Annotated in this window: 18 protein-coding genes and 1 rRNA gene; 7 read left to right on the top strand and 12 right to left on the bottom strand. The window is 42.0% G+C overall.

The window, feature by feature from the left end; translation table 11 throughout:
• Positions 1-2 precede the first annotated feature (2 nt).
• Entirely contained in the window at positions 3-1,826 is a 1,824-nt protein-coding gene (recQ, locus tag AOG26_RS15950) for a DNA helicase RecQ (protein ID WP_054563411.1), read from the bottom strand.
• Between the two features lie 126 nt (positions 1,827-1,952).
• Between recQ and rarD the strand changes: the two genes are divergently transcribed.
• Positions 1,953-2,876: an EamA family transporter RarD gene (gene rarD, locus AOG26_RS15955; RefSeq protein ID WP_054563412.1), complete on the top strand. Its 924-nt coding sequence runs from the start codon at positions 1,953-1,955 to the stop codon at positions 2,874-2,876.
• 2 nt (positions 2,877-2,878) lie between these two features.
• Here rarD and AOG26_RS15960 read toward each other — a convergent pair whose 3' ends face one another.
• The gene (locus AOG26_RS15960) at positions 2,879-4,114 is read right to left on the bottom strand and encodes a GGDEF domain-containing response regulator (protein WP_054563413.1); all 1,236 of its coding nucleotides are present in this window, start codon (positions 4,112-4,114) and stop codon (positions 2,879-2,881) included.
• A 78-nt stretch (positions 4,115-4,192) separates the two neighbouring features.
• Positions 4,193-4,567 carry a DUF413 domain-containing protein gene (locus AOG26_RS15965; RefSeq protein WP_054563414.1) on the bottom strand — a complete coding sequence of 125 codons (375 nt, stop codon included), beginning with the start codon at positions 4,565-4,567 and terminating at the stop codon, positions 4,193-4,195.
• A gap of 90 nt (positions 4,568-4,657) precedes the next feature.
• Between AOG26_RS15965 and AOG26_RS15970 the strand changes: the two genes are divergently transcribed.
• Together AOG26_RS15970 and AOG26_RS15975 are read left to right on the top strand one after the other, a co-directional pair.
• On the top strand, positions 4,658-5,512 hold the full coding sequence (locus tag AOG26_RS15970; RefSeq protein ID WP_054563415.1) for a LysR family transcriptional regulator: 855 nt from the start codon (positions 4,658-4,660) through the stop codon (positions 5,510-5,512).
• 196 nt (positions 5,513-5,708) lie between these two features.
• On the top strand, positions 5,709-6,641 hold the full coding sequence (locus tag AOG26_RS15975) for a porin (RefSeq protein ID WP_054563416.1): 933 nt from the start codon (positions 5,709-5,711) through the stop codon (positions 6,639-6,641).
• A gap of 84 nt (positions 6,642-6,725) precedes the next feature.
• Here AOG26_RS15975 and recG read toward each other — a convergent pair whose 3' ends face one another.
• From recG to asnC, 3 genes are read right to left on the bottom strand one after another with little or no spacing between them, the layout of a single operon-like run.
• Positions 6,726-8,807: an ATP-dependent DNA helicase RecG gene (recG, locus tag AOG26_RS15980; protein WP_054563417.1), complete on the bottom strand. Its 2,082-nt coding sequence runs from the start codon at positions 8,805-8,807 to the stop codon at positions 6,726-6,728.
• A gap of 39 nt (positions 8,808-8,846) precedes the next feature.
• The gene (gene trmH, locus AOG26_RS15985) at positions 8,847-9,563 is read right to left on the bottom strand and encodes a tRNA (guanosine(18)-2'-O)-methyltransferase TrmH (RefSeq protein WP_054563418.1); all 717 of its coding nucleotides are present in this window, start codon (positions 9,561-9,563) and stop codon (positions 8,847-8,849) included.
• A 44-nt stretch (positions 9,564-9,607) separates the two neighbouring features.
• Complete coding sequence (gene asnC, locus AOG26_RS15990; protein ID WP_054554220.1) at positions 9,608-10,066, bottom strand: transcriptional regulator AsnC; 459 nt, start codon at positions 10,064-10,066, stop codon at positions 9,608-9,610.
• A 197-nt stretch (positions 10,067-10,263) separates the two neighbouring features.
• Here asnC and asnA point away from each other — a divergent pair, with 197 nt between their 5' ends.
• Positions 10,264-11,259 carry an aspartate--ammonia ligase gene (gene asnA, locus AOG26_RS15995; RefSeq protein WP_054563419.1) on the top strand — a complete coding sequence of 332 codons (996 nt, stop codon included), beginning with the start codon at positions 10,264-10,266 and terminating at the stop codon, positions 11,257-11,259.
• Between the two features lie 45 nt (positions 11,260-11,304).
• Here the strand turns inward: asnA and AOG26_RS16000 are convergent, their stop codons facing one another.
• From AOG26_RS16000 to AOG26_RS16025, 6 genes are all read right to left on the bottom strand, one after another.
• Positions 11,305-12,909 carry a DUF342 domain-containing protein gene (locus tag AOG26_RS16000; RefSeq protein WP_054563420.1) on the bottom strand — a complete coding sequence of 535 codons (1,605 nt, stop codon included), beginning with the start codon at positions 12,907-12,909 and terminating at the stop codon, positions 11,305-11,307.
• 153 nt (positions 12,910-13,062) lie between these two features.
• Complete coding sequence (locus tag AOG26_RS16005) at positions 13,063-13,455, bottom strand: RidA family protein (protein WP_054563421.1); 393 nt, start codon at positions 13,453-13,455, stop codon at positions 13,063-13,065.
• Between the two features lie 11 nt (positions 13,456-13,466).
• Positions 13,467-15,572 (bottom strand): bifunctional GTP diphosphokinase/guanosine-3',5'-bis pyrophosphate 3'-pyrophosphohydrolase, encoded by a 2,106-nt coding sequence (gene spoT, locus AOG26_RS16010; protein ID WP_054563422.1) that lies wholly within the window; start codon positions 15,570-15,572, stop codon positions 13,467-13,469.
• A gap of 130 nt (positions 15,573-15,702) precedes the next feature.
• Positions 15,703-15,978 carry a DNA-directed RNA polymerase subunit omega gene (gene rpoZ, locus AOG26_RS16015; protein WP_054554225.1) on the bottom strand — a complete coding sequence of 92 codons (276 nt, stop codon included), beginning with the start codon at positions 15,976-15,978 and terminating at the stop codon, positions 15,703-15,705.
• Positions 15,979-16,081: 103 nt separating this feature from the next.
• Entirely contained in the window at positions 16,082-16,702 is a 621-nt protein-coding gene (gene gmk / locus AOG26_RS16020; protein WP_054563423.1) for a guanylate kinase, read from the bottom strand.
• 170 nt (positions 16,703-16,872) lie between these two features.
• Positions 16,873-17,733 carry a YicC/YloC family endoribonuclease gene (locus tag AOG26_RS16025; RefSeq protein ID WP_054563424.1) on the bottom strand — a complete coding sequence of 287 codons (861 nt, stop codon included), beginning with the start codon at positions 17,731-17,733 and terminating at the stop codon, positions 16,873-16,875.
• Positions 17,734-17,914: 181 nt separating this feature from the next.
• On the opposite strand from AOG26_RS16025, the gene rph reads away from it, so the two are divergent.
• The 3 genes from rph to AOG26_RS16040 all read left to right on the top strand — a co-directional run.
• Positions 17,915-18,628 carry a ribonuclease PH gene (gene rph, locus AOG26_RS16030; RefSeq protein ID WP_054554228.1) on the top strand — a complete coding sequence of 238 codons (714 nt, stop codon included), beginning with the start codon at positions 17,915-17,917 and terminating at the stop codon, positions 18,626-18,628.
• Positions 18,629-18,650: 22 nt separating this feature from the next.
• On the top strand, positions 18,651-19,295 hold the full coding sequence (pyrE, locus tag AOG26_RS16035) for an orotate phosphoribosyltransferase (protein ID WP_054554229.1): 645 nt from the start codon (positions 18,651-18,653) through the stop codon (positions 19,293-19,295).
• Between the two features lie 608 nt (positions 19,296-19,903).
• A 16S ribosomal RNA gene (locus AOG26_RS16040) occupies positions 19,904-20,135 on the top strand; the annotation flags it as partial.

The following is a 20,135-nucleotide window of genomic DNA, read 5'->3' on the forward strand; positions in this document are numbered from 1 at the left end:
TCCTAATTGGTGGCAAGATAGTCGCGAATAGTATTTAAAAACGGTGCGCCGTACTTGTTGAGTTTAGTGAAACCAACACCTGACACCTTCAAAAACTCACTGTCGTTGGTTGGCATTAACTGCGCCATTTCAGCGAGGGTTTTATCATTGAATACCACATAAGGTGGAACATCATCGGCATCTGCCAACTCTTTACGTAAAGCGCGTAATTTCGCAAATAGCTTTTTATCGTAATTAAACTGAGCGAGTTTATCTTGGTAAACGTGCTTAGCTTGTAAGCGAGGTTCAGCAAGTTGCAGTGCATATTCACTTTTAAGAACTGCACGGGCGGCTTCGGTTAAGCGTAATGACGAACCTTGGGTAATATCTTGGCTTAATAACCCTTGATGGATAAGCTGCCTTAAAATACTTAGCCAAAACTCCACACTGTGCTCTTTACCGATGCCATAGGTGCTTAATTGGTGGTGATTGTTATCTCGAATGCGGCTAGTGTTTGCACCGCGAAGTAACTCAACGATATAGCCAATACCAAAACGTTGCTCAGCACGATACACACACGATAAGGCTTGTTGCGCGACAAGTGTGCCATCAAAGCTAGTAGGTGGGTTTAAGCAAATATCACAGTTACCACAGGTTTCGCGTTTATATTCACTAAAATAATTGAGCAAGATTTGTCTGCGGCATGTTTGTGCTTCGGCGAAGCTTGCCATAGCATTAAAACGCTGCTCTTCAACACGACGACGTTGCTCGTCTTCAATATCTTCAAAAAAGCGGCGTACGCGGCCTATGTCTGCCGGGTCAAAATACATAATCGCTTCTGCAGCCAGGCCATCTCGACCTGCACGACCGGTTTCTTGGTAGTAAGCCTCGATGCTTTTTGGAATATCGTAATGCACTACAAAACGTACGTTTGGTTTATTAATCCCCATGCCAAAGGCAACAGTCGCAACCACAATTTGAATATCGTCACGGGCAAAGCCAGATTGCACAAATTGGCGTTGCTCGTTACTCATTCCCGCATGGTAGGCGGCGGCATTAAATCCAGCGTCAGCAAGTTTTTCGGCTACATCATCAACCCGTTTGCGGCTGGTGCAGTAAATAATGCCACTCTGGTTTTGCTGCTCTTTTAAATATCGAAGCAGTTGCACCATAGGTTTGAATTTTTCTTCTATGGTGTAACGAATGTTAGGTCTATCGAAGCTACCAGTGTGCACGTAAGGGTGGTTAAGCTGAAGCTGTTCAATAATATCGTAACGAGTTGCTTTATCTGCCGTTGCTGTAAGCGCCATCATGGGCACATGCATAAAGCGTTGCTTTAACTCGTTGAGCCGACAGTAATGCGGCCTAAAGTCATGACCCCAATGCGACACACAGTGAGCTTCATCAATTGCAAAAAGTGCGAGTTTTAGATGACTCAAACGCTCTAAAAATTCGTGTTGCAGTACTTTTTCTGGTGCAACATATAACAGCTTAATTTGCCCATAGTGCAATTGCTGATAAACAGCTTGCTGCTCTTCAAAAGGCAGGCTGTTGTTGATGTAGGCCGCTTGCACGCCGAGCGCTCTTAGTTGGGCAACTTGGTCTTGCATCAAGGAAATAAGCGGTGAGATAACCACAGTCACACCATCAAGGATTAAAGCGGGTACTTGATAGCATAATGATTTGCCTCCACCCGTTGGTAGGAGTACAAGCGAGTCTTGTCCGTCTAGCGCTGCGGCTATAATCGCTTCTTGGCCATCACGAAAGTCCTTGTAACCAAACACTTGTTTGAGTACGGCTTGTGGTGATCGAACGGGTGTGTTGGAAGTTGCGGTATTGGTATTCATCGCCGAGCATTTTAGTGGTTTTTTATAGCGATGTCTGTAACTTTGAGTTGGTTTATTTAGCGCGTTTAGGTTGCGTCACTGCTTAGGGGGCGTAAAATAGCGTTTTTAAACTATAAAGCCAAACTTATGCCTACCAACATTGAGCAGCGAAAAGGCGTTATTTTCGCTTGTTTAGCCTTTTTTATGTGGGGTCTTGCGCCCATTTACTTTAAGTTTTTACAGCAAATTTCTGCGTTTGAAATCTTAATGCACCGTGTTATTTGGTCGGTGTTATTTTTACTTCTTATTATTGCAGCTCGTCATCAATGGCAGCGTATTCGTGTGGTGCTTGGACAACCTAAATTACTTTTGATGTTGGTAATAACAGCAAGTTTACTTGGCTTTAACTGGGGGTTATTTATTTGGGCAGTGAACAATAATCACATGCTCGATGCCAGTTTAGGTTATTACATCAACCCACTACTAAACGTGTTGCTTGGTATGTTGTTTTTAGGTGAGCGATTACGCAAGTGGCAAGGCGTTGCGGTAGGTCTAGCGCTTTGTGGTGTGATGCTACAGCTTGTGAGTTTTGGTTCATTCCCTGTGGTTGCTTTCTCATTAGCAGGATCGTTTGCTATTTATGGTCTACTACGTAAAAAGCTGCCGATTGAATCATTGCCAGGGTTATTGCTCGAAGCACTTATTTTATTGCCTGTTGCACTTATTTACTGGTGGTTGATGGCGCCATCAGCAAGCTCTGATTTAACTGCAAACGATTGGCACATTAACTTGTTACTCATTAGTGCTGGTGTGGTGACAACCTTACCGCTGTTATGTTTTACTGGTGCAGCAAAGCGTCTGCAATACAGTACCCTTGGCTTTTTTCAGTACATTGGTCCAAGCTTAATGTTTATGCTTGCCGTGGCATTTTACGGTGAGATATTTGATGCTGAGCGTGTGGTGACATTTGCATGTATTTGGAGCGCTTTGGCATTATTTAGCTGGGATTCGTATCGTCAGAGCCGTAAGCAACGCAAAGCGCAATTAGAGGCTGTGACTAAGCCTGTGTAGGCTTAGCTTACTAGCTTGTTGCGGCCAGTGTCTTTAGCTTGATAAAGCTTTAAATCGGCCTGTTTTATTAGTTCATCCAAACTATAAACAGGCCCATTATGAAAACCAATCGACAGCGTAAACTTGATTCGGTCTTTACTGAACTCAGGGCTGTGCTTTTCAACAAACAAGCGGAATTTCTCTAAACGTTGCAACGATTCTTGTGGGTATTGATCAGCAAAATAGACTGCAAACTCTTCACCACCAAAGCGGCCTACTAAGTTATCTTCAAAATACTTTGCCATACATTGCGATAGGCCCTTTAATACGTCATCGCCGGCATCATGACCGTAGTTATCGTTAATTGACTTAAAGTGGTCAATATCAATCATGGCTAAAGAGACTGAGGTATCTGACACTTTTGCAGCTTTCAGATGGCTGTTTGCTTCACCAAAGAAATAGCGGCGATTAGGGAGTTTTGTGAGGTAATCAGTGTTTGCTTGTAAACGAATCGTTTTAATGTTTTCAAGCATGTCGACGTTTTGGCTAAGTCGACAATAAAACTCTTCATTGTTAAATGGCTTGCGTAGGTAATCGTCTGCGCCAGATTTCAAAAAGCGCGTCGAAAGGTGCAAAGTATCGAGTGCAGATATGCCAATCACGGCTTTTTCATCGTTAGAATATAAACGGCGAATTTCGACACAGAGCTCATCCCCATTCATATTCGGCATTTCATTATCGGTAATGATCACCGATATTTTTGGGTTTTCAGCCAGTACTTTTAAAGCATCAACACCATCAACAGCTTCGAGTGTTTGGTATTTATGACGGGTTAATAAGTTGCAAATATGGTGGCGCGTTGCTGCTGAATCATCGACTACTAGTACTAATATTTGCTCATTACGAGGCAAGCGAGCCAGTTGTTTTTCTAGATATTGATAGGCTTGTTTATTTTCTTTGGTGATGTAATCAATGATGGGGTGTTTTTCAACGATATTACGTGTTGTTTCGTCAAGATTACCTGTCATTACAATGGTAGGAATGTCGGCTTCGATGGTGCAAGGAACTGCTTCACCGGTTGGCGCATCAGGCAGAATAAAATCTACTACGGCACAAAAGTAATTGTGCTTGCTAATAAGCTCTTTTGCCTCAGCTAAGCTACCGGCTATGTCGGCTTCATAGCCCACTTTTTGCGCGATGTGCTTTTGCACCCGCGCAATGGTTGGCGTATCTTCAATTATTAATATTCTTCGAGTCACAGCTTGCCTTGTAATAACTTATTGGCGAAACAAAAGTTATTACAAGTTTTAACCCTAAAAGGGTAAAAAAGCAAATTGTTATAGGCTGTCTGACTCAGAATAATATTCAACACTTTGTGGTGTTGAGGTCGCAATGCGAGAGCGCCCAAATAATGTGTGAAACTTGGTTTTACAGGTTGTTTGCTTAAGGTATTTGATCCAAGCGCGCTCAATCGGATTAGTCGCTTCAAGGTTACCGGTAACAACTTGTACAAATTGAGTTTGAAATTCATTTTGTGGTTCTAGGGTTTTGTTGTATAAACCCTTTAGAACAACACCATGCTGCTCGAGAATGTCGGCTTCTAGCAAAGTGAAGTGACCACTACGACCAAAACCGCGTGGGAAATTTTGATCATCATAGAATTGACGTTGGCTTGCAAATGCCTGACGAAGTGATGAAATGTCATTGCTCATGGCTTTATCCTCATGCCCTAATTTCTTGCTGGAGTATGGATCAAGTTGTCGATTTTATTAAACAAATTATTTTTATCGTAAGGGTAAAAAATGGATATCGATTTATTGAAGACTTTTGTTGAAGTGGTTCGTACGCGCCATTTCGGTAAAGCAGCTGAAAATTTATATATTACACAGTCTGCAGTGAGTTTTCGGATCCGACAATTAGAGCAAGGTTTAGGTGTTAACTTATTTATTCGTCAACGAAACAACATACAGTTAACGGCGCCAGGTGAGCGACTACTGCCACACGCACAAATGATCATTACAGGTATGCAGCGCGCAAAAGTTGATGTGGCACTTGCAGATAATATGCACAAGCAAATTAGCTTAGCGGGAACACCTAATATTTGGGATGCATTTTTACAGTTTGGTATTACTAATATTGTTTCTGCTATGCCGGGTGTGTCGTTAGTTGCTGAAGTTAAAGCACAGCAAGAGAGTACTCGCTTATTATTGGAACGTACATTAGATTTGGCGGTGTTGTTCGATCCCCCTAAAGTAGATGAACTGGTTGTACAGCGAATTTGTGAGCTACCCATTATTCCAGTGAGCGCCTTTGAAACTGCAAATAGTGAAAACTTTTTCGATAACCAATATGTTTATGTCGACTGGGGTACCACCTTTTCTTTATGGCATGCTCGTGAGTTTAACGGTCACGCTCCTCCTTATTTCAGAACCAGTACAGGTCGTATTGCGCTTGATTTAATTTTGAAATGCGGCGGTAGCGCGTTTATTCCTCAGTTATTAGTTGAAGAGCAGCTTGAATCTGGTGAGCTTTATCATGTTGAAGATGTTGCGCATACTTCGCGTGATGTGTTTGTTGCTTATCACAGAGATAATGAGCAAACCCCTTTATTAGAGAAGTTAGTGACCTTATTAACTGAACTACAAATAAAAGCTTAAAATTAATTTAATTTAGCTTTCATAAAAAATTAATGCTGTAACAGCAGGTTACGTTTTTATTTCAAAAATAATTACATTTTATGAAGCTAAATTGACGCTTTTGTTTCAATTGTCATCTTTCTGTCATTTTTCGCTGTCACACTGCGCGCATTGAAACACAACATGTGTTTTTTGTTGCGATTATTGAGGAAACGACATGAAATTTGCAAAGTCTAGCTTATTCCTAGCTTTATTTGGTGGTTTATCTTTTTCTGCATTAGCTGATGTAGATGTATATGGTAAAGCAAACGTGACTGTTCAATCATCAGATGATGGCGAAGGGTCTTTCACTGAAATTAAAAGCAATAACTCACGTTTTGGCTTAAAAGGTTCAGAAAAAATTTCTGAAGGCTTAGAAGCGGTTTATAAATTTGAGTTTGGTGTAGACGTATCAGACGCTGATTCAAAAGGCGACAATGACGATAACATCACTGCACGTAACCAATACGTAGGTGTTAAAGGTAGCTTTGGTCAAGTTGTTATCGGTCGTAACGATACAGCAATGAAGCAGTCTCAAGGTAAAGTTGATTTATTCAATGACCTTGAAGGTGATATCAAGAACGCATTTAAAGGTGAAAACCGTTTAGGCGACACAATTTCTTATGCTTCTAAAGACTTCAGTGGCTTCAAAGTATTAGCAACTTATGTAGCTGAAGATGACGTAGATGCTGATAATGGTTACTCAGTAGCGTTAACTTACGGCGATGCAAAACTTAAAGAAAGCAAACTTTATGCATCAGTAGCAGCTGACAGCGAAGTTAAAGGCTACGACATTGTTCGTGCAACAGTACAGGGTAAACTAGGTGACTTCAAACTAGGTGCTATGTACCAAACACAAGAAAAAGTGGATGGTAGTGCAGAAGCTGATGGTTACTTAGTAAATGCTGCTTACCAAATGAATAGCAACACTTTCAAAGTACAGTACCAAGTAATTGACTTTGACGAAGGCGACAAGAAAACAGCTATTTCTGCAGGTGTTGATCACAAGCTTAGCAAAAACACCAAAGTATTTGGTTTCTACTCAACGTTTGATACAGACAATCAAGTTGACCAAGACTACCTAGGTGTTGGTATTGAATACAAGTTCTAATCCAACCTTTGGATAACTCCCTAACTTGTCAGCCCAGCTAATTAGCTGGGCTTTTTTGTTCTAGCAGAAAAGTTAGACTTGCGATTAAGCTTGTGCGTAGTTTGATTTGCCTGCAAGCCAACGTTGAATCAATTTATCGGTAAGCTCTGGATAGTCGTTCAAAATTTTGAAGGCAATGGGTCTTACATGGTCGAGTGTTTGTTTATCGCGGTTTAAGTCGGCGATTTTAAATTCGGCTAGGCCTGTTTGTTTGGTACCAAGTACTTCACCAGGGCCACGGATTTCGAGATCTCGCTCAGCAATAACAAAGCCATCATTACTTTCACGCAGCACACCTAAGCGTTTTTGCGCTGTAGCTGATAATGGCGCGTGATAGAGTAAAACACAGTGTGATGCCGTAGCCCCACGACCAACACGGCCGCGCAGCTGGTGGAGTTGTGCAAGCCCTAACCGCTCAGGGTTTTCAATAATGATAAGGCTGGCATTTGGCACATCAACACCTACTTCAATCACCGTTGTGGCAACAAGTACATGAATATTGCCCGCTTTAAACTCACTCATAATGGCTTGCTTTTCAGCGGCTTTCATCCGGCCATGCACTAAGCCAACGTTTAATTCTGGCAATGCTGCTTTCAATTGCTCAGCGCTATCTTCCGCGGCTTGGCATTGCAGTACTTCAGATTCATCAATCAGAGTGCAAACCCAATACACTTGACGACCTTGCTCTGTGCACGCTGTTCTCACACGTTGAATGATTTCGTCTCGGCGTGCATCAGGAATAGCCACCGTTGTGATAGGCGTTCTACCGGGTGGTAACTCATCAATCACTGAGGTTTCTAAGTCAGCGTAGGCTGTCATTGCTAGCGTTCGCGGGATAGGTGTTGCTGTCATCACTAATTGATGCGGGTAACAGTCACCAAAGCGGCCTTTTTCACGCAGTGATAAGCGCTGATGAACACCAAAGCGGTGTTGCTCATCAATAATAATTAAAACGAGATTGTTAAACTCAACCTGTTCTTGAAATAACGCATGGGTGCCAACAATCATTTGCGCTTCCCCAGAGGCTATTTTTTCGAGAGTAACAGCGCGCTCTTTACCTTTACTTTTGCCACCTAACCAAGCGACTTCAACACCGAGTTGATTAAACCATTGGCTAAAGTTGATGCCATGTTGCTCTGATAAAATCTCTGTTGGTGCCATTAAAGCGACTTGGTAGCCTTCGCTGATAGCGGTGAGCGCACTGAGTGCTGCGACGAGTGTTTTACCTGAGCCAACATCGCCTTGTACTAGGCGCATCATCGGAAACGGGTGTTGTAAGTCACCTTTGATTTCTGCCACCACACGACTTTGCGCGTTAGTTGGGCTAAAGGCTAAATTAGCTAAAAACTGTTGCTCAAGTTGGTTATGAGGCTTTAAAGCAACCGCTTTTACCGTTTGCCCTTTTTGGCGCAGCTTTAAAAGGCTTAAGTTTTGCGCAAGCAACTCTTCAAAAACTAGCCGTTGCTGGGCAGGGTGCATACCTTGTTCAAGGGCAGTTAAATCAACATCGTTTTGTGGGCGATGTAAGGTCATAAGTGCATCGGCTAAACGCATTCCGGTTGGCTGAAACTGTTCTGGCAGTAACTCTTCGACAGGGTATTTAGTTAGTAGTGCAAGTGCTTGATCGCTTAGTGCACGAATAGATAACTGTTTTAGCCCTTCGGTAACAGGATAAACCGGCGTAAGCGTGGTATTAGTTGGTTGCTCAGAAGGGGTATCCGATAAGCTGTATTCCGGATGTGTCATTTCAAAGCCAACTCTGCCACGGCGGATCTCACCAAAGCAACGAATGATTTTACCTGTACTTAAGGCATTTTTTTGAGCCGCGCTAAAGTTAAAAAACCTCAGCGTCAATCGGCCCGTTCCATCATTTACTTGGCAAACCAGCATGCGTCTTTTTCCAAAGGTAATTTGGCTGGTTTCAATGGTGGCTTCAACACTAACATGGCTATGCGGTTGGAGTTCACAGATTGGGTGAATGCGGGTCCGGTCTTCATAGCGGTGAGGCAAATGAAACAGCATGTCTTGCACCGTATGAATATTTAGCTTAGCAAGGCGCTCGGCCATTTTCGGGCCGACGCCTTTTAATTCAGTAATTGGGTATAACGCTAAGCTAGGATGACTCAAAGGTGACTCAAATTATTAATTAGTAGACTGTTTTTCAGTTTACTTGCACTCGTTAGTGGCTTCAAGCGGTTGCGTGTGTTTTAAAATGTTCCAGAACGTTTCATCAGCAACAATTTCACCATTTTCATCAAGCTCAGGGTAGGGTAGCTCTTTTTCGCGGCATTGTTCGGCAATGATAGGGTGGCAGCCCTCAAACAAGATGCGGTGTTTAACTTTCGCATCAAGCATATCGCGGTTGTAAAGTCCGGCTTCTTCACGTTGGCGCTGAGCTTCAAATAGAATAAGTGCCGCAGCAACAGATACATTAAGAGATTGCACCATTCCTTGCATTGGGATAATGATATTTTTATCAGCATGAGCGAGGGCGCGTGGTGAAATACCATCACGTTCTTGGCCAACAATAACAGCCGTCGGTTTGGTGTAATCTATTTCACGAAAGTCGACTGCATCGTCGCTGAGGTGAGTTGCTAAAATTTGTACTTCCGGATTTTGTGCACGCATCATAGCAACGGCTTCATCGATATTGCGATGCAAGTGAGTTTCTAGCCAGTTTTTACTACCACCTGAGGTATTGTTAGTTAACCATTTTTGATTCTCTGGCCATACAGCATGAACATGATGGCAGCCTGTCGCGTCAGCTGTGCGGGCAATGGCTGATAAATTATGATGCTTATGTACTTCTTCTAAACAAACCGTTAGGTCCGTTTGGCGGCGGTCTAACACGCGCTTAACACGCTCAAAGCGAGTTGTATCCATAGTTGTGTGCTCGTTGACGGATTCTAATTGGCGCTGATTATACCCTAGGGAACAACAGCACGGCTAATAGGGTTTTGTAATGAGATCAGCGTTTCTGTTGATTGAATAGCTTCGATGGCTTGTATTTTGTTAATTAACACATCTTGTAGATGATCAATTGAGCGTGCCATCACTTTGATAAATATACTGTAATTACCTGTGGTGTAATAGGCTTCTACGACTTCTTCTAGCTCTTTTAAATGCAGTAAAGTTTGTGGGTAATCACGGGCATTGTTGAGGTTAATACCAATAAAACAGCAAACATCGTAACCAAGCTGTTTGGCATCAATACTGACTTGGGTGCCTGTAATAATTCCCGCTTGTTTCATCTTTTCGACCCGTACATGAATAGTCCCGGCACTTACTGCAAAGCGTTTAGCGAGTTCTGCATACGCTGTTCGCGCATTTTCCATTAAAGCATTAAGGATGTTTTTATCGAGATTATCGATTTGATAATTTTCCATGGTATTTATTAGTGTTAATTATTGAATCAATAAATTTTATAGCATTATTTTTATGAAAATTTCAATGTTAAGTTCTTTTTATTGCGGGTTATTGAAAATTACCTTTGTTTAGTTGAGGATTGTTTTAACAGGAGGGGCCAAGCAGCGGGTTTCTCTAATTAAGCAAGTAACAATAACTGGGAATGAGGCCAATTATTATGAGTTCACACTACCTGCAGCAACAGCAGCAAATTAGTAAAGTAAAACAGTTTTTTTCAAGCCAATTAGAACAACAATTAGGGTTAGTTGAAGTACAAGCGCCGATCTTGGCTAAAGTAGGCGATGGTATTCAAGATAACTTAAGCGGTACTGAAAATGCTGTATCGGTAGCAGTGAAAACAATTCCGGGTAGCCAATTTGAAGTAGTCCACTCATTAGCTAAGTGGAAACGCAAAACCTTGGCTGATTACGATTTTTCGGTAGGTGAAGGGCTCTATACGCACATGAAGGCGCTTCGTCCTGATGAAGAATCTTTAAGCCCAATTCACTCGGTGTATGTTGACCAATGGGACTGGGAAAAAGTGATTTGCGAGAGCACTGAACGTACCTTAGACAAGCTAAAAGAAACCGTGACATCACTTTATCAGGCGATTAAAGCAACCGAACGCTTTGTCGCAAGCGAGTTTGATTTAACGCCGTTTTTGCCCGAGCAAATCACTTTTGTACACAGTGAACAGCTACGTCAGATGTATCCTGACTTTACAGCGAAACAGCGTGAAAAAGCGGTAGCACAAGAATACGGTGCGGTATTTTTAATTGGTATAGGCGGCACACTTGCCGATGGTAAAATTCATGACGTACGAGCGCCAGATTATGACGATTGGTCAACACAAACCTGTAGTAAATTTGCAGGCTTAAACGGTGATATTTTAGTTTGGAACCCTGTGCTTGAAGATGCATTTGAAATCTCTTCAATGGGCATTCGTGTAAGCCCTGATGCATTAGCTACGCAATTAGCGATTACAGGCGACCAAGCTCGTTTAGAGTTTGATTGGCATAAACAGCTACTCGCGAAAAAGTTTCCGCAAACAATAGGTGGCGGAATTGGTCAATCACGACTCGCTATGTTGCTGTTACAAAAACAGCATATCGGGCAAGTACAAGTTGGTGTTTGGCCTGAACAGCTAAAACAGCAAGTGGAAGGAATTCTTTAAAGAGTAATGACCCTGGTAAAAAGAGGCTTTAAGCCTCTTTTTTTATTAACTGGTTTTAAACTCTACCTCAACCTTGTTTTCTTCAAGCTTTACCTTACACGGTGGGTATTGGCGGTTAGTGAGTAGAACTTTTTCGAAAATGTGAATTTCGACCCCTGAATGCAGTTTTTTATTAACGACCAATTGCGCATCTTCCAGCAAATCATGAAGGTGATGCTCTAAGCTTGATAGCTTTTTCTCCAGTATTTCAGCTTGTTCACAATAGTGCATTTGTGTGGCACCAATCTTTGCGAGTAATTGTTTTTTCTTTTCGGCGTCTTTTACTTGATCTGCTTTTTCGATAGCTGATTGTAATGTATCAAGTTGCGCATCTGTTTGTGCTAAATCTTTTAAACACTGATCTGTTTGCGCGGTGACATCAGCACCCGAAGCAGCTAAGTGAATAACCATTTTAGCGCCTGATTCATTGCCAATTTCGCCGGCAATTAACATTTGTGCGTCTAAGATCTCTCCGCCGAATAGCTTGCCTTGCGGGTTATCTTCTTGGCCTATTTGCAATAGCTTAGTGGCTTTCATCGTACAATGGCTGGCTTGACGTTCAATAAGAATATTATTGGCTTCAAGGTAGCAGTATTGACCATGTGATAAGTGAATGTCACCTTGGCTGATAATATTACAAGACAGCTTTTTATCTTCGAGCTGGTGACCAATTACACCTTGTTTTATAGTGATATCGCCAGCCGCTGATAAATGGCCTGATTCCACAGTACCCATAACTGTGATATCGCCTTTGGCATTAATACGCATGCCTGGTTCAACGTTATGAGTCACAATAACGCTACCTTCAAAATCTACGTGACCACTTTTTACGTTTACATCGGCAATAGTAAAAATATCATCGACACGCATACCGTTGGCAATATCCACTGGTACACCAGCGATCACAGAAATTAGCTCAAGCGGGTTGTTTTTTGATATTTCGGTGCCTTCACCTGCGACTAGTTTGGTGTTTTCCCCCGGTTTTGCAGGAAGTACATCACCAGTAACAGTAAAGCCTTCTTTGCCAGGAGTAGCAGGAATTTGTTTTATAAGTAATACACCAGGTTCGACACTGGCGAGCTTGCCAAAGTCACGCATATCGGCTGTGCCGTCTTCACGTAGCTTAGGTGTTTTTAAGCGGTCTTTTAAGGTCTCAACCTGTGGTACAAACTTAGATGGTTGGCCATCAATCGGTAAACGGCCTTTTGCGAGCACTCCTTTAGCAACTTCACCTGCAGGTAGCTCAAACTGTTGTTGTAATAACTTTTCTAAGAAAGCTTGCTTATAACCGCGGGCAACACCTGCTTTGATAAGCTCTTTTTTAGCATCGTCAAGCGTCATGACTTTGCCGCCTTCAGCTAAAGTCAGCTCGCCTGTAGCCAGCATTTTGTCATCACTCAGGGTAACAACTAGGCTCGCATCATGTTTAGAGGCAACAACAAGCATGCGCTCATTTGAATCGCTTTTAAAGAAATTATTGATAGCTTCATGATCCACTCTGCATTCGCAAAATGGTGACTTTTCTAATGCTTCGATAATAAACGCAGCACTAGGAGGTGAGTTTTCATGAACATCTAATAAAACGTTGCCGTTGTGAGCGAGCTTAAACACCTGGAGATCCTTTTTTACTACATTAGCTAAAGGTTTTACTTGTTATAACAACAGAGTGCTAGAGATTTGCTAATGAGTCAAGAATTTCGGGTGAGGGAAGTAAGAACTTTTTCTAAAAAAGTGCCAGCAACTTTGCGTTGCTGGCAGGGCTGATTAGTTTGTTGAAGGTAGCTCCATGATACCGTCAATTTCAACTTGCACGCCTTTTGGTAGCGCACGTACGCCAATTGCGGCACGTGCAGGGTATGGTTGCTTAAAGTACTGGCTCATCACTTCGTTAACAATCGCAAAGTTAGATAGGTCAGTTAAAAAGATATTCACTTTCACCATGTCTTGAATTTGACCACCCGCAGCTTGGCAAACAGCTGTTAGGTTTTTGAATACTTGGTGAGTTTGCTCAGTAAAGTCTTCAGAGAACACTTCCATCGTCTCTGGTACAAGTGGGATTTGACCTGATAAATAAACAGCCGTGCCTACTTTAACTGCTTGGCTGTAAGTACCGATTGCTGCAGGCGCATTATCAGTAGAAATAAAAGATTTGTTCATGATTATCCTTGTTACTTTTTACGATAGACTCTTTGCACATCAGGCATAACGCGAATGCGGCGCATAATGTTAGCAACATGAACGCGGTTTTTAACCGTGATGCCTAAATCTATCATGTATAAATTACTTTCTTTTTCGTCAGTCGCTATTTCAACAATGTTGGCTTGGGTTGAGGCAACAACATTGGTTAATTTAGCCAGTGCACCTTGGTGATTGATAATCTCAATACGAAGGGCTGCAATATATTCTTTCTCTGGGTTATCGTCCCATTTTACAACTAAGTATTTTGAGCGCTCTTTTTCCCAACCTCGAATGTTTTTACATTCTTGGCGGTGAACAGTAAGGCCTTTACCTTGGCTAATATAAGCAGTAATAGCATCGCCAGGGACTGGTCGGCAGCATTTAGAGTAATTAACTAACATGCCTTCAGTACCGATGATGGTCGCTTTTGCTTTTTGTGCTAGGTCGTCTAGGTCGTCTGCATCAACTTGCATCAAGCGTTTTGCAATAAGCACACTCATTAGATTACCTGAGCCTATTTCGACTAATAGCTCAAGTACGGTATTTAGTTCATGCTCTTGAAGTACACGGCGAATGTTTTCATCTGGAATATCATCGAGTTTGGTTTCACCAAGTGCTGAGTCTAGTAAACGTCGACCGAGCAGCATAGCTTCTTCATGCTGTTGGCTCTTCAGGTAATTGCGAATGCCTAAACGTGCTTTACCTGTTACAACAAAGTTTAACCAAGTTGCATTAGGGTGTGCTCCAGAGCTGGTAATGACTTCGACCGTTTGCCCTGTATCAAGTGCCTTGCTTAGTGGGTGAGGTTTACGATTAACGCGTGCACCTACACAGGTATTACCTACATCAGTGTGAACTGCATAAGCAAAGTCGACTGCTGTTGCACCCATAGGTAGTTCAACGATACGACCATCTGGCGTGAAAACATAGATCTCTTCAGGGAATAGCTCTGTTTTAACGTTTTCAACAAACTCAAATGATGAGCCCGCACTTTGCTGAAGCTCCAGTAAGCTTTGCATCCATTGGCGAGCACGCTGCTGTGCTGTGTGGCCTGCGCTATCACCGGCTTTTTTATACATCCAGTGAGCAGCCACCCCTTTATCTGCCATATGATCCATGTCGTGGGTACGAATTTGAATCTCAACAGGAATACCATGAGGGCCAACTAATGAGGTATGAAGCGACTGATAACCATTGGTTTTTGGTACAGCAATATAATCTTTAAAACGTGTTTCGATTGGTTTGTAAAGGTTATGAGCAACACCTAATACACGATAACAGGTATCCATATTATCAACATTGATACGGAATGCGTAGATATCCATCACTTCGTTAAACGACAGCTCTTTATTAAGCATTTTTTTGTAAATGCTATAAAGGTGTTTTTCGCGGCCAGATATAGTTGCTTCGATGCCAGACTCTTCTAAACGCGCTTCAATTTCAGTCTTAATATTGCTGATAACTTCTTTACGGTTACCACGTGCTTTGACTACTTCTGATCTTAATGCGCGATGACGCATCGGGTATAACGCTTGAAAGCCTAAATCTTCTAATTCATTTTTAATATCATGAATACCAAGGCGGTTCGCAATTGGTGCATAAATCTCTAATGTTTCACGGGCAATACGACGGCGTTTGTCAGGACGCAGTGCGCCCAAGGTACGCATGTTGTGAGTACGGTCAGCCAGTTTAATTAAGATCACGCGAATATCTTGAGTCATCGCCATGATCATTTTGCGGTAGTTTTCGGCTTGGAATTCTTTTTTATCTTTAAAGCTGAGCTTATCTAGCTTACTCACCCCTTCAACAAGTTCGGCAACGGTGTCGCCAAAAATTTCAGCTAAGTCTTGTTGGCTAAAGTCGGTGTCTTCAATCACGTCATGCATCAGGGCAGCCATCAGCGTTTCGTGATCTAAGTGCATGCCGGCAAGTATTTGTGTCACTTCGACAGGGTGGGTGATATAAGGCTCGCCACTTGAGCGTGTTTGGCCTTCGTGGGCTTCGCGAGCGACCACGTATGCTTTTTGTACCAGCTCAATATCAGCAGGTGGTAAGTATTCGGATATTTTCTTTTTGAGGCCTTCGAATAGATACAAAGTCACACTCCAATGCGCAAATGAAGTAAATCGGTAACGGTATGAATAGAATATACGATGAAAAGAGGGGCTTGCCAACGGCTAGTGTAGAAATACTAGCCGTATAGCTAAATCAAAGCGGGGAGCTTGATTACTGGTTGCCACCTACGATAGCAGCCACAGCAGCCATTTCTGCTGCTTCTTGATGTTGTTGTTCTTCACGATCAATTAAGTCCATAGAAGAGCTATCTACTAACCCTTTCTCAATTTCACGTAAAGCAATAACCGTTGGTTTGTCATTTTCAGCATCAACGAGTGGATCTTTACCACCAACCGCGATTTGGCGGGCACGACGAGCCGCAACTAAAATTAAGTCAAAACGATTACCAATTGCATCTACTGCATCTTCAACAGTTACGCGAGCCATCTTAGCACTCCAAATAAATTCTTAAGCAAAGGCGTAGTTTACTGTACCAAGTTAAATTCGCCAATAGCTTGTGGTTAATTTTTATCTTATTCTTAAAAAAGTATTACTTAAGTAAGTTCTCTAATAACGCCTGATGGCGCACAGTTTGGCTTTTTAACGATAAACGTTTAGCCATAACGATAGTTTCGATTTCTGTAAGTGCAGTATCAAAGTCATCGTTAACAACAACATAATCATACTCATTATAGTGTGATGTTTCTGATTGTGCTTTTGCCATTCTTCCTGCGATTACCTCAGCAGAGTCTTGACCACGGTTATTTAAGCGTGATTCAAGTTCTTCTTTTGATGGTGGAAGAATAAAGATAGTCTCAACATCATCAACTAATTTGCGGATTTGCTGAGCACCTTGCCAATCGATATCTAAAAATACGTCAATACCTGCTGCAAGTTGGCTTTCGATTGCTTGCTTAGACGTACCATAGTAGTTATCGAACACTTGCGCCCATTCAAAAAAGTCATTTTTCTCAATTAGCGCTTTGAACTCATCCACAGAAACAAAGTGATAGTGCACACCGTTTTCTTCACCCGGACGAGGTGAGCGAGTGGTGTGCGAAACCGATACTTTCATATCGCTGTGTTTCTTTAGTAAAGCACCAATTAAGCTTGATTTACCAGCCCCTGATGGAGCTGACAAGATAAATAAATTTCCGCGAGTTTGCGCCATGATCTGTCTCTAATAAAAAATAAACAGGCTCGGACTATCGCTAATCCAAGCCTTTAATTGAACTATTGTACTTTATTTCGCTAAAAGTGCTCAAGTTTGCCTGCTTTTAGACTTTTTAAAACAAAAGACCCAGCAGGTGCTGGGTCTTATAAAAATGCTATAAATCTCGTTTACTCGATGTTTTGAATTTGTTCGCGCATTTGCTCGATTAACACTTTTAGTTCTACCGCAGCGTTTGTGATATCACTGTTGATAGACTTTGACGCTAACGTGTTTGCTTCACGGTTAAACTCTTGCATCATAAAGTCTAGGCGTCGGCCACATGCGCCGCCTTTAGTTAAGATTTTTTTGGTTTCTTTAACATGCGACTTTAAGCGGTCAAGTTCTTCAGCAACATCTTGTTTTTGCGCAAGATAAATAAGTTCTTGCTCAAGGCGAGACTCATCGATGTCTGTTTTTAGTTCTTCTAGCTTTTGGTTTAGTTTTTCGCGCTGCCATTTAGCAATTTCTGGCAAGTGGCCTTCAACAATGGTTACTTGCTCTAAAATAGCATCAAGGCGAGTTGCAATCATTTCTTGTAAGTTTGCGCCTTCATCGCCGCGAGCTTGTTTAAAATCTTCAATTACTTGGTCAAACCCTGCAATTAGCGCAGTGTTTACACTATCCATATCGAGCTCTTCGGCTTCCATAACGCCAGGCCAACGTAAAATATCAACAGGGTTAATGTCACCATTGCTTTGGTTTTGCACCCATTGTGCGCTTTTAATTAATTGCTCAGCGAGTGATTCATTAATCGTTAACTCACCAACATGCGCTGGATTTGCAGCAAACTTTAAGAAAACTTCAACCTTACCGCGTTGTAAATGTTTACGTAAACGCTCACGAATAACTGGTTCCATGCCACGAAATTGCTCAGGTGCGCGGATAAAAGTTTCAAGGTAACGTTGGTTTACTGAACGAATTTCCCAAGTGCCAGTGCCCCATTCGCCTTTAATTTCGCGGCGCGCATAAGCTGTCATGCTGTGGATCATGGATGATTTCCTAGTGTTATTAAATTTACAAAGTTGACTGATTATACCGAATCAGCTTTTAACCTCTAGCGTAAATTTTCTGAAATGTGCTTTTCTGATGCAGTTAATTATGTAAATGAACATGGCATCTGGCACCACATCGACTTATAATGTGGCAAATTCAGAATTAAGGGGATCGTTAATGCGTCCAAGCGAAAGAACACCTAACCAAATTAGACCGGTTACATTTACACGTAATTACACTATGCATGCTGAAGGTTCAGTATTAGTAGAGTTTGGAAATACTAAAGTTTTGTGTACAGCAACTGTTGAAGCAGGTGTACCACGCTTTATGAAAGGCCAAGGTAAAGGTTGGGTTACGGCTGAATACGGTATGTTACCTCGTTCAACACATACTCGTAATGGCCGTGAAGCATCGCGTGGTAAGCAGGGCGGTCGTACTATGGAAATTCAACGCTTAATCGCACGTGCACTTCGTGCCGCGGTTGATTTAAAGGCGTTAGGTGAAAACACCATTACTATCGATTGTGATGTTATTCAAGCTGATGGCGGTACGCGTACAGCATCAATCAGTGGCGCTTGCGTTGCATTAGTTGATGCGCTTACTTACATGCGCAGTAAAGGTATGATTAATTCAAACCCACTTAAGCATATGATTGCGGCAATTTCAGTTGGTGTATATAAAGGTCAGCCAATTAGTGACCTTGAGTACCTAGAAGATTCTGAAGCCGAAACAGATATGAACGTGATCTTGACCGAAACTGGCAAAATCATCGAAATTCAAGGTACTGCTGAAGGCGAACCTTTCTCATTCGACGAACTTGATGAGCTACTTACATTAGCTAAGCACTCAATTCGTGAAATTATCGACGTTCAAAAGCAAGCATTAGCTTAATAAAGAAGTAGGTTTATTAGTTATGAAAGATTATCAAAAAGAGTTTATTGAATTCGCACTTGAAAAGCAGGTGCTTAAATTTGGTGAGTTTACTTTAAAGTCTGGCCGCACTAGCCCTTATTTCTTCAACGCTGGTTTATTCAATACCGGTCGTGACCTTGCACGCTTGGGTCGCTTTTACGCTGCAGCACTTGAAGATGCGGGCATTGATTACGATGTATTATTCGGCCCTGCTTATAAAGGTATTCCAATCGCAACGACTACAGCGGTTGCTTTAGCTGATCATCACGACAAAGATGTACCTTATTGTTTTAACCGTAAAGAGAAAAAAGCACACGGTGAAGGTGGCACATTAGTAGGCTCTGAACTTAAAGGTAAGATCATGTTAGTTGATGACGTGATCACTGCAGGCACAGCTATTCGTGAGTCTATGGAAATCATTGCAGATAATGGTGCAGACTTAAGTGGTGTTTTAATTGCACTTGACCGCCAAGAGAAAGGTAAAGCTGAGTTATCTGCTATTCAAGAAGTCGAGCGTGACTTTGGCACTAAAGTTATCTCTATTGTAAAACTAGCTGACTTAATTAGTTACTTAGAAGCTAAAGGCACAATGGATGAGCATTTAGCTGCAGTAAAAGCATACCGTGATCAATACGGCATTGCTTAACACCTAAAAACGCGAACTATTTAAAGGCTCAGCTATATTGCTGGGCTTTTTTGTTTTTAGAGTATTGTACTTTTATGGCCTTAAATACGGTTGAAAAGTTACTGAAGCGTTAATAAAGTTTCTCTTTTGTGGTGTTTAGACTAAAAAGGATACAAAAGGCAGTTTTTTTAAAGTTTTCTCAAAAAAGTACTTGCGTTAATTCGCTGCATCCCTATAATGCGACCCCACTGAGACGGCAGACAGCAACGCTTAGCGAGGCAAGAGCAACTCAGGGTGTCAAGTAAAACTGAGTTTTGAAAAAATAAACTTTTCTCAAAATTAAGTGTTGACAAAAATAACGGCTTGCGTAGAATGCACAGCCCTTGAGACGCAAAAGTATCTCAAACGTTCTTTAACAATATAAAGCAATCATCTGTGTGGGCACTCGTACAGATTGAGTTCTAACAGCGAAGCTTAGTTTACTAAGTGGAGCAAACAAATTTAGAGTCTCAATTGAACTGAGTGACCAACGGAAACAAGTTTACTTGTTTCAGCACAGTCAATTCGATATCGAAAGATATCAAAATTCAGAATTCATTGAGCACGAAACTTTGGTTTCAAAAAACTTTTAATTGAAGAGTTTGATCATGGCTCAGATTGAACGCTGGCGGCAGGCCTAACACATGCAAGTCGAGCGGTAACAGAGAGTAGCTTGCTACTCTGCTGACGAGCGGCGGACGGGTGAGTAATGCTTGGGAATATGCCTTATGGTGGGGGACAACAGTTGGAAACGACTGCTAATACCGCATGATGTCTACGGACCAAAGTGGGGGACCTTCGGGCCTCACGCCATAAGATTAG

Origin of the sequence: Pseudoalteromonas sp. UCD-33C, assembly GCF_001306895.1 — a bacterium.
In the GTDB taxonomy this organism is placed as follows: domain Bacteria; phylum Pseudomonadota; class Gammaproteobacteria; order Enterobacterales; family Alteromonadaceae; genus Pseudoalteromonas.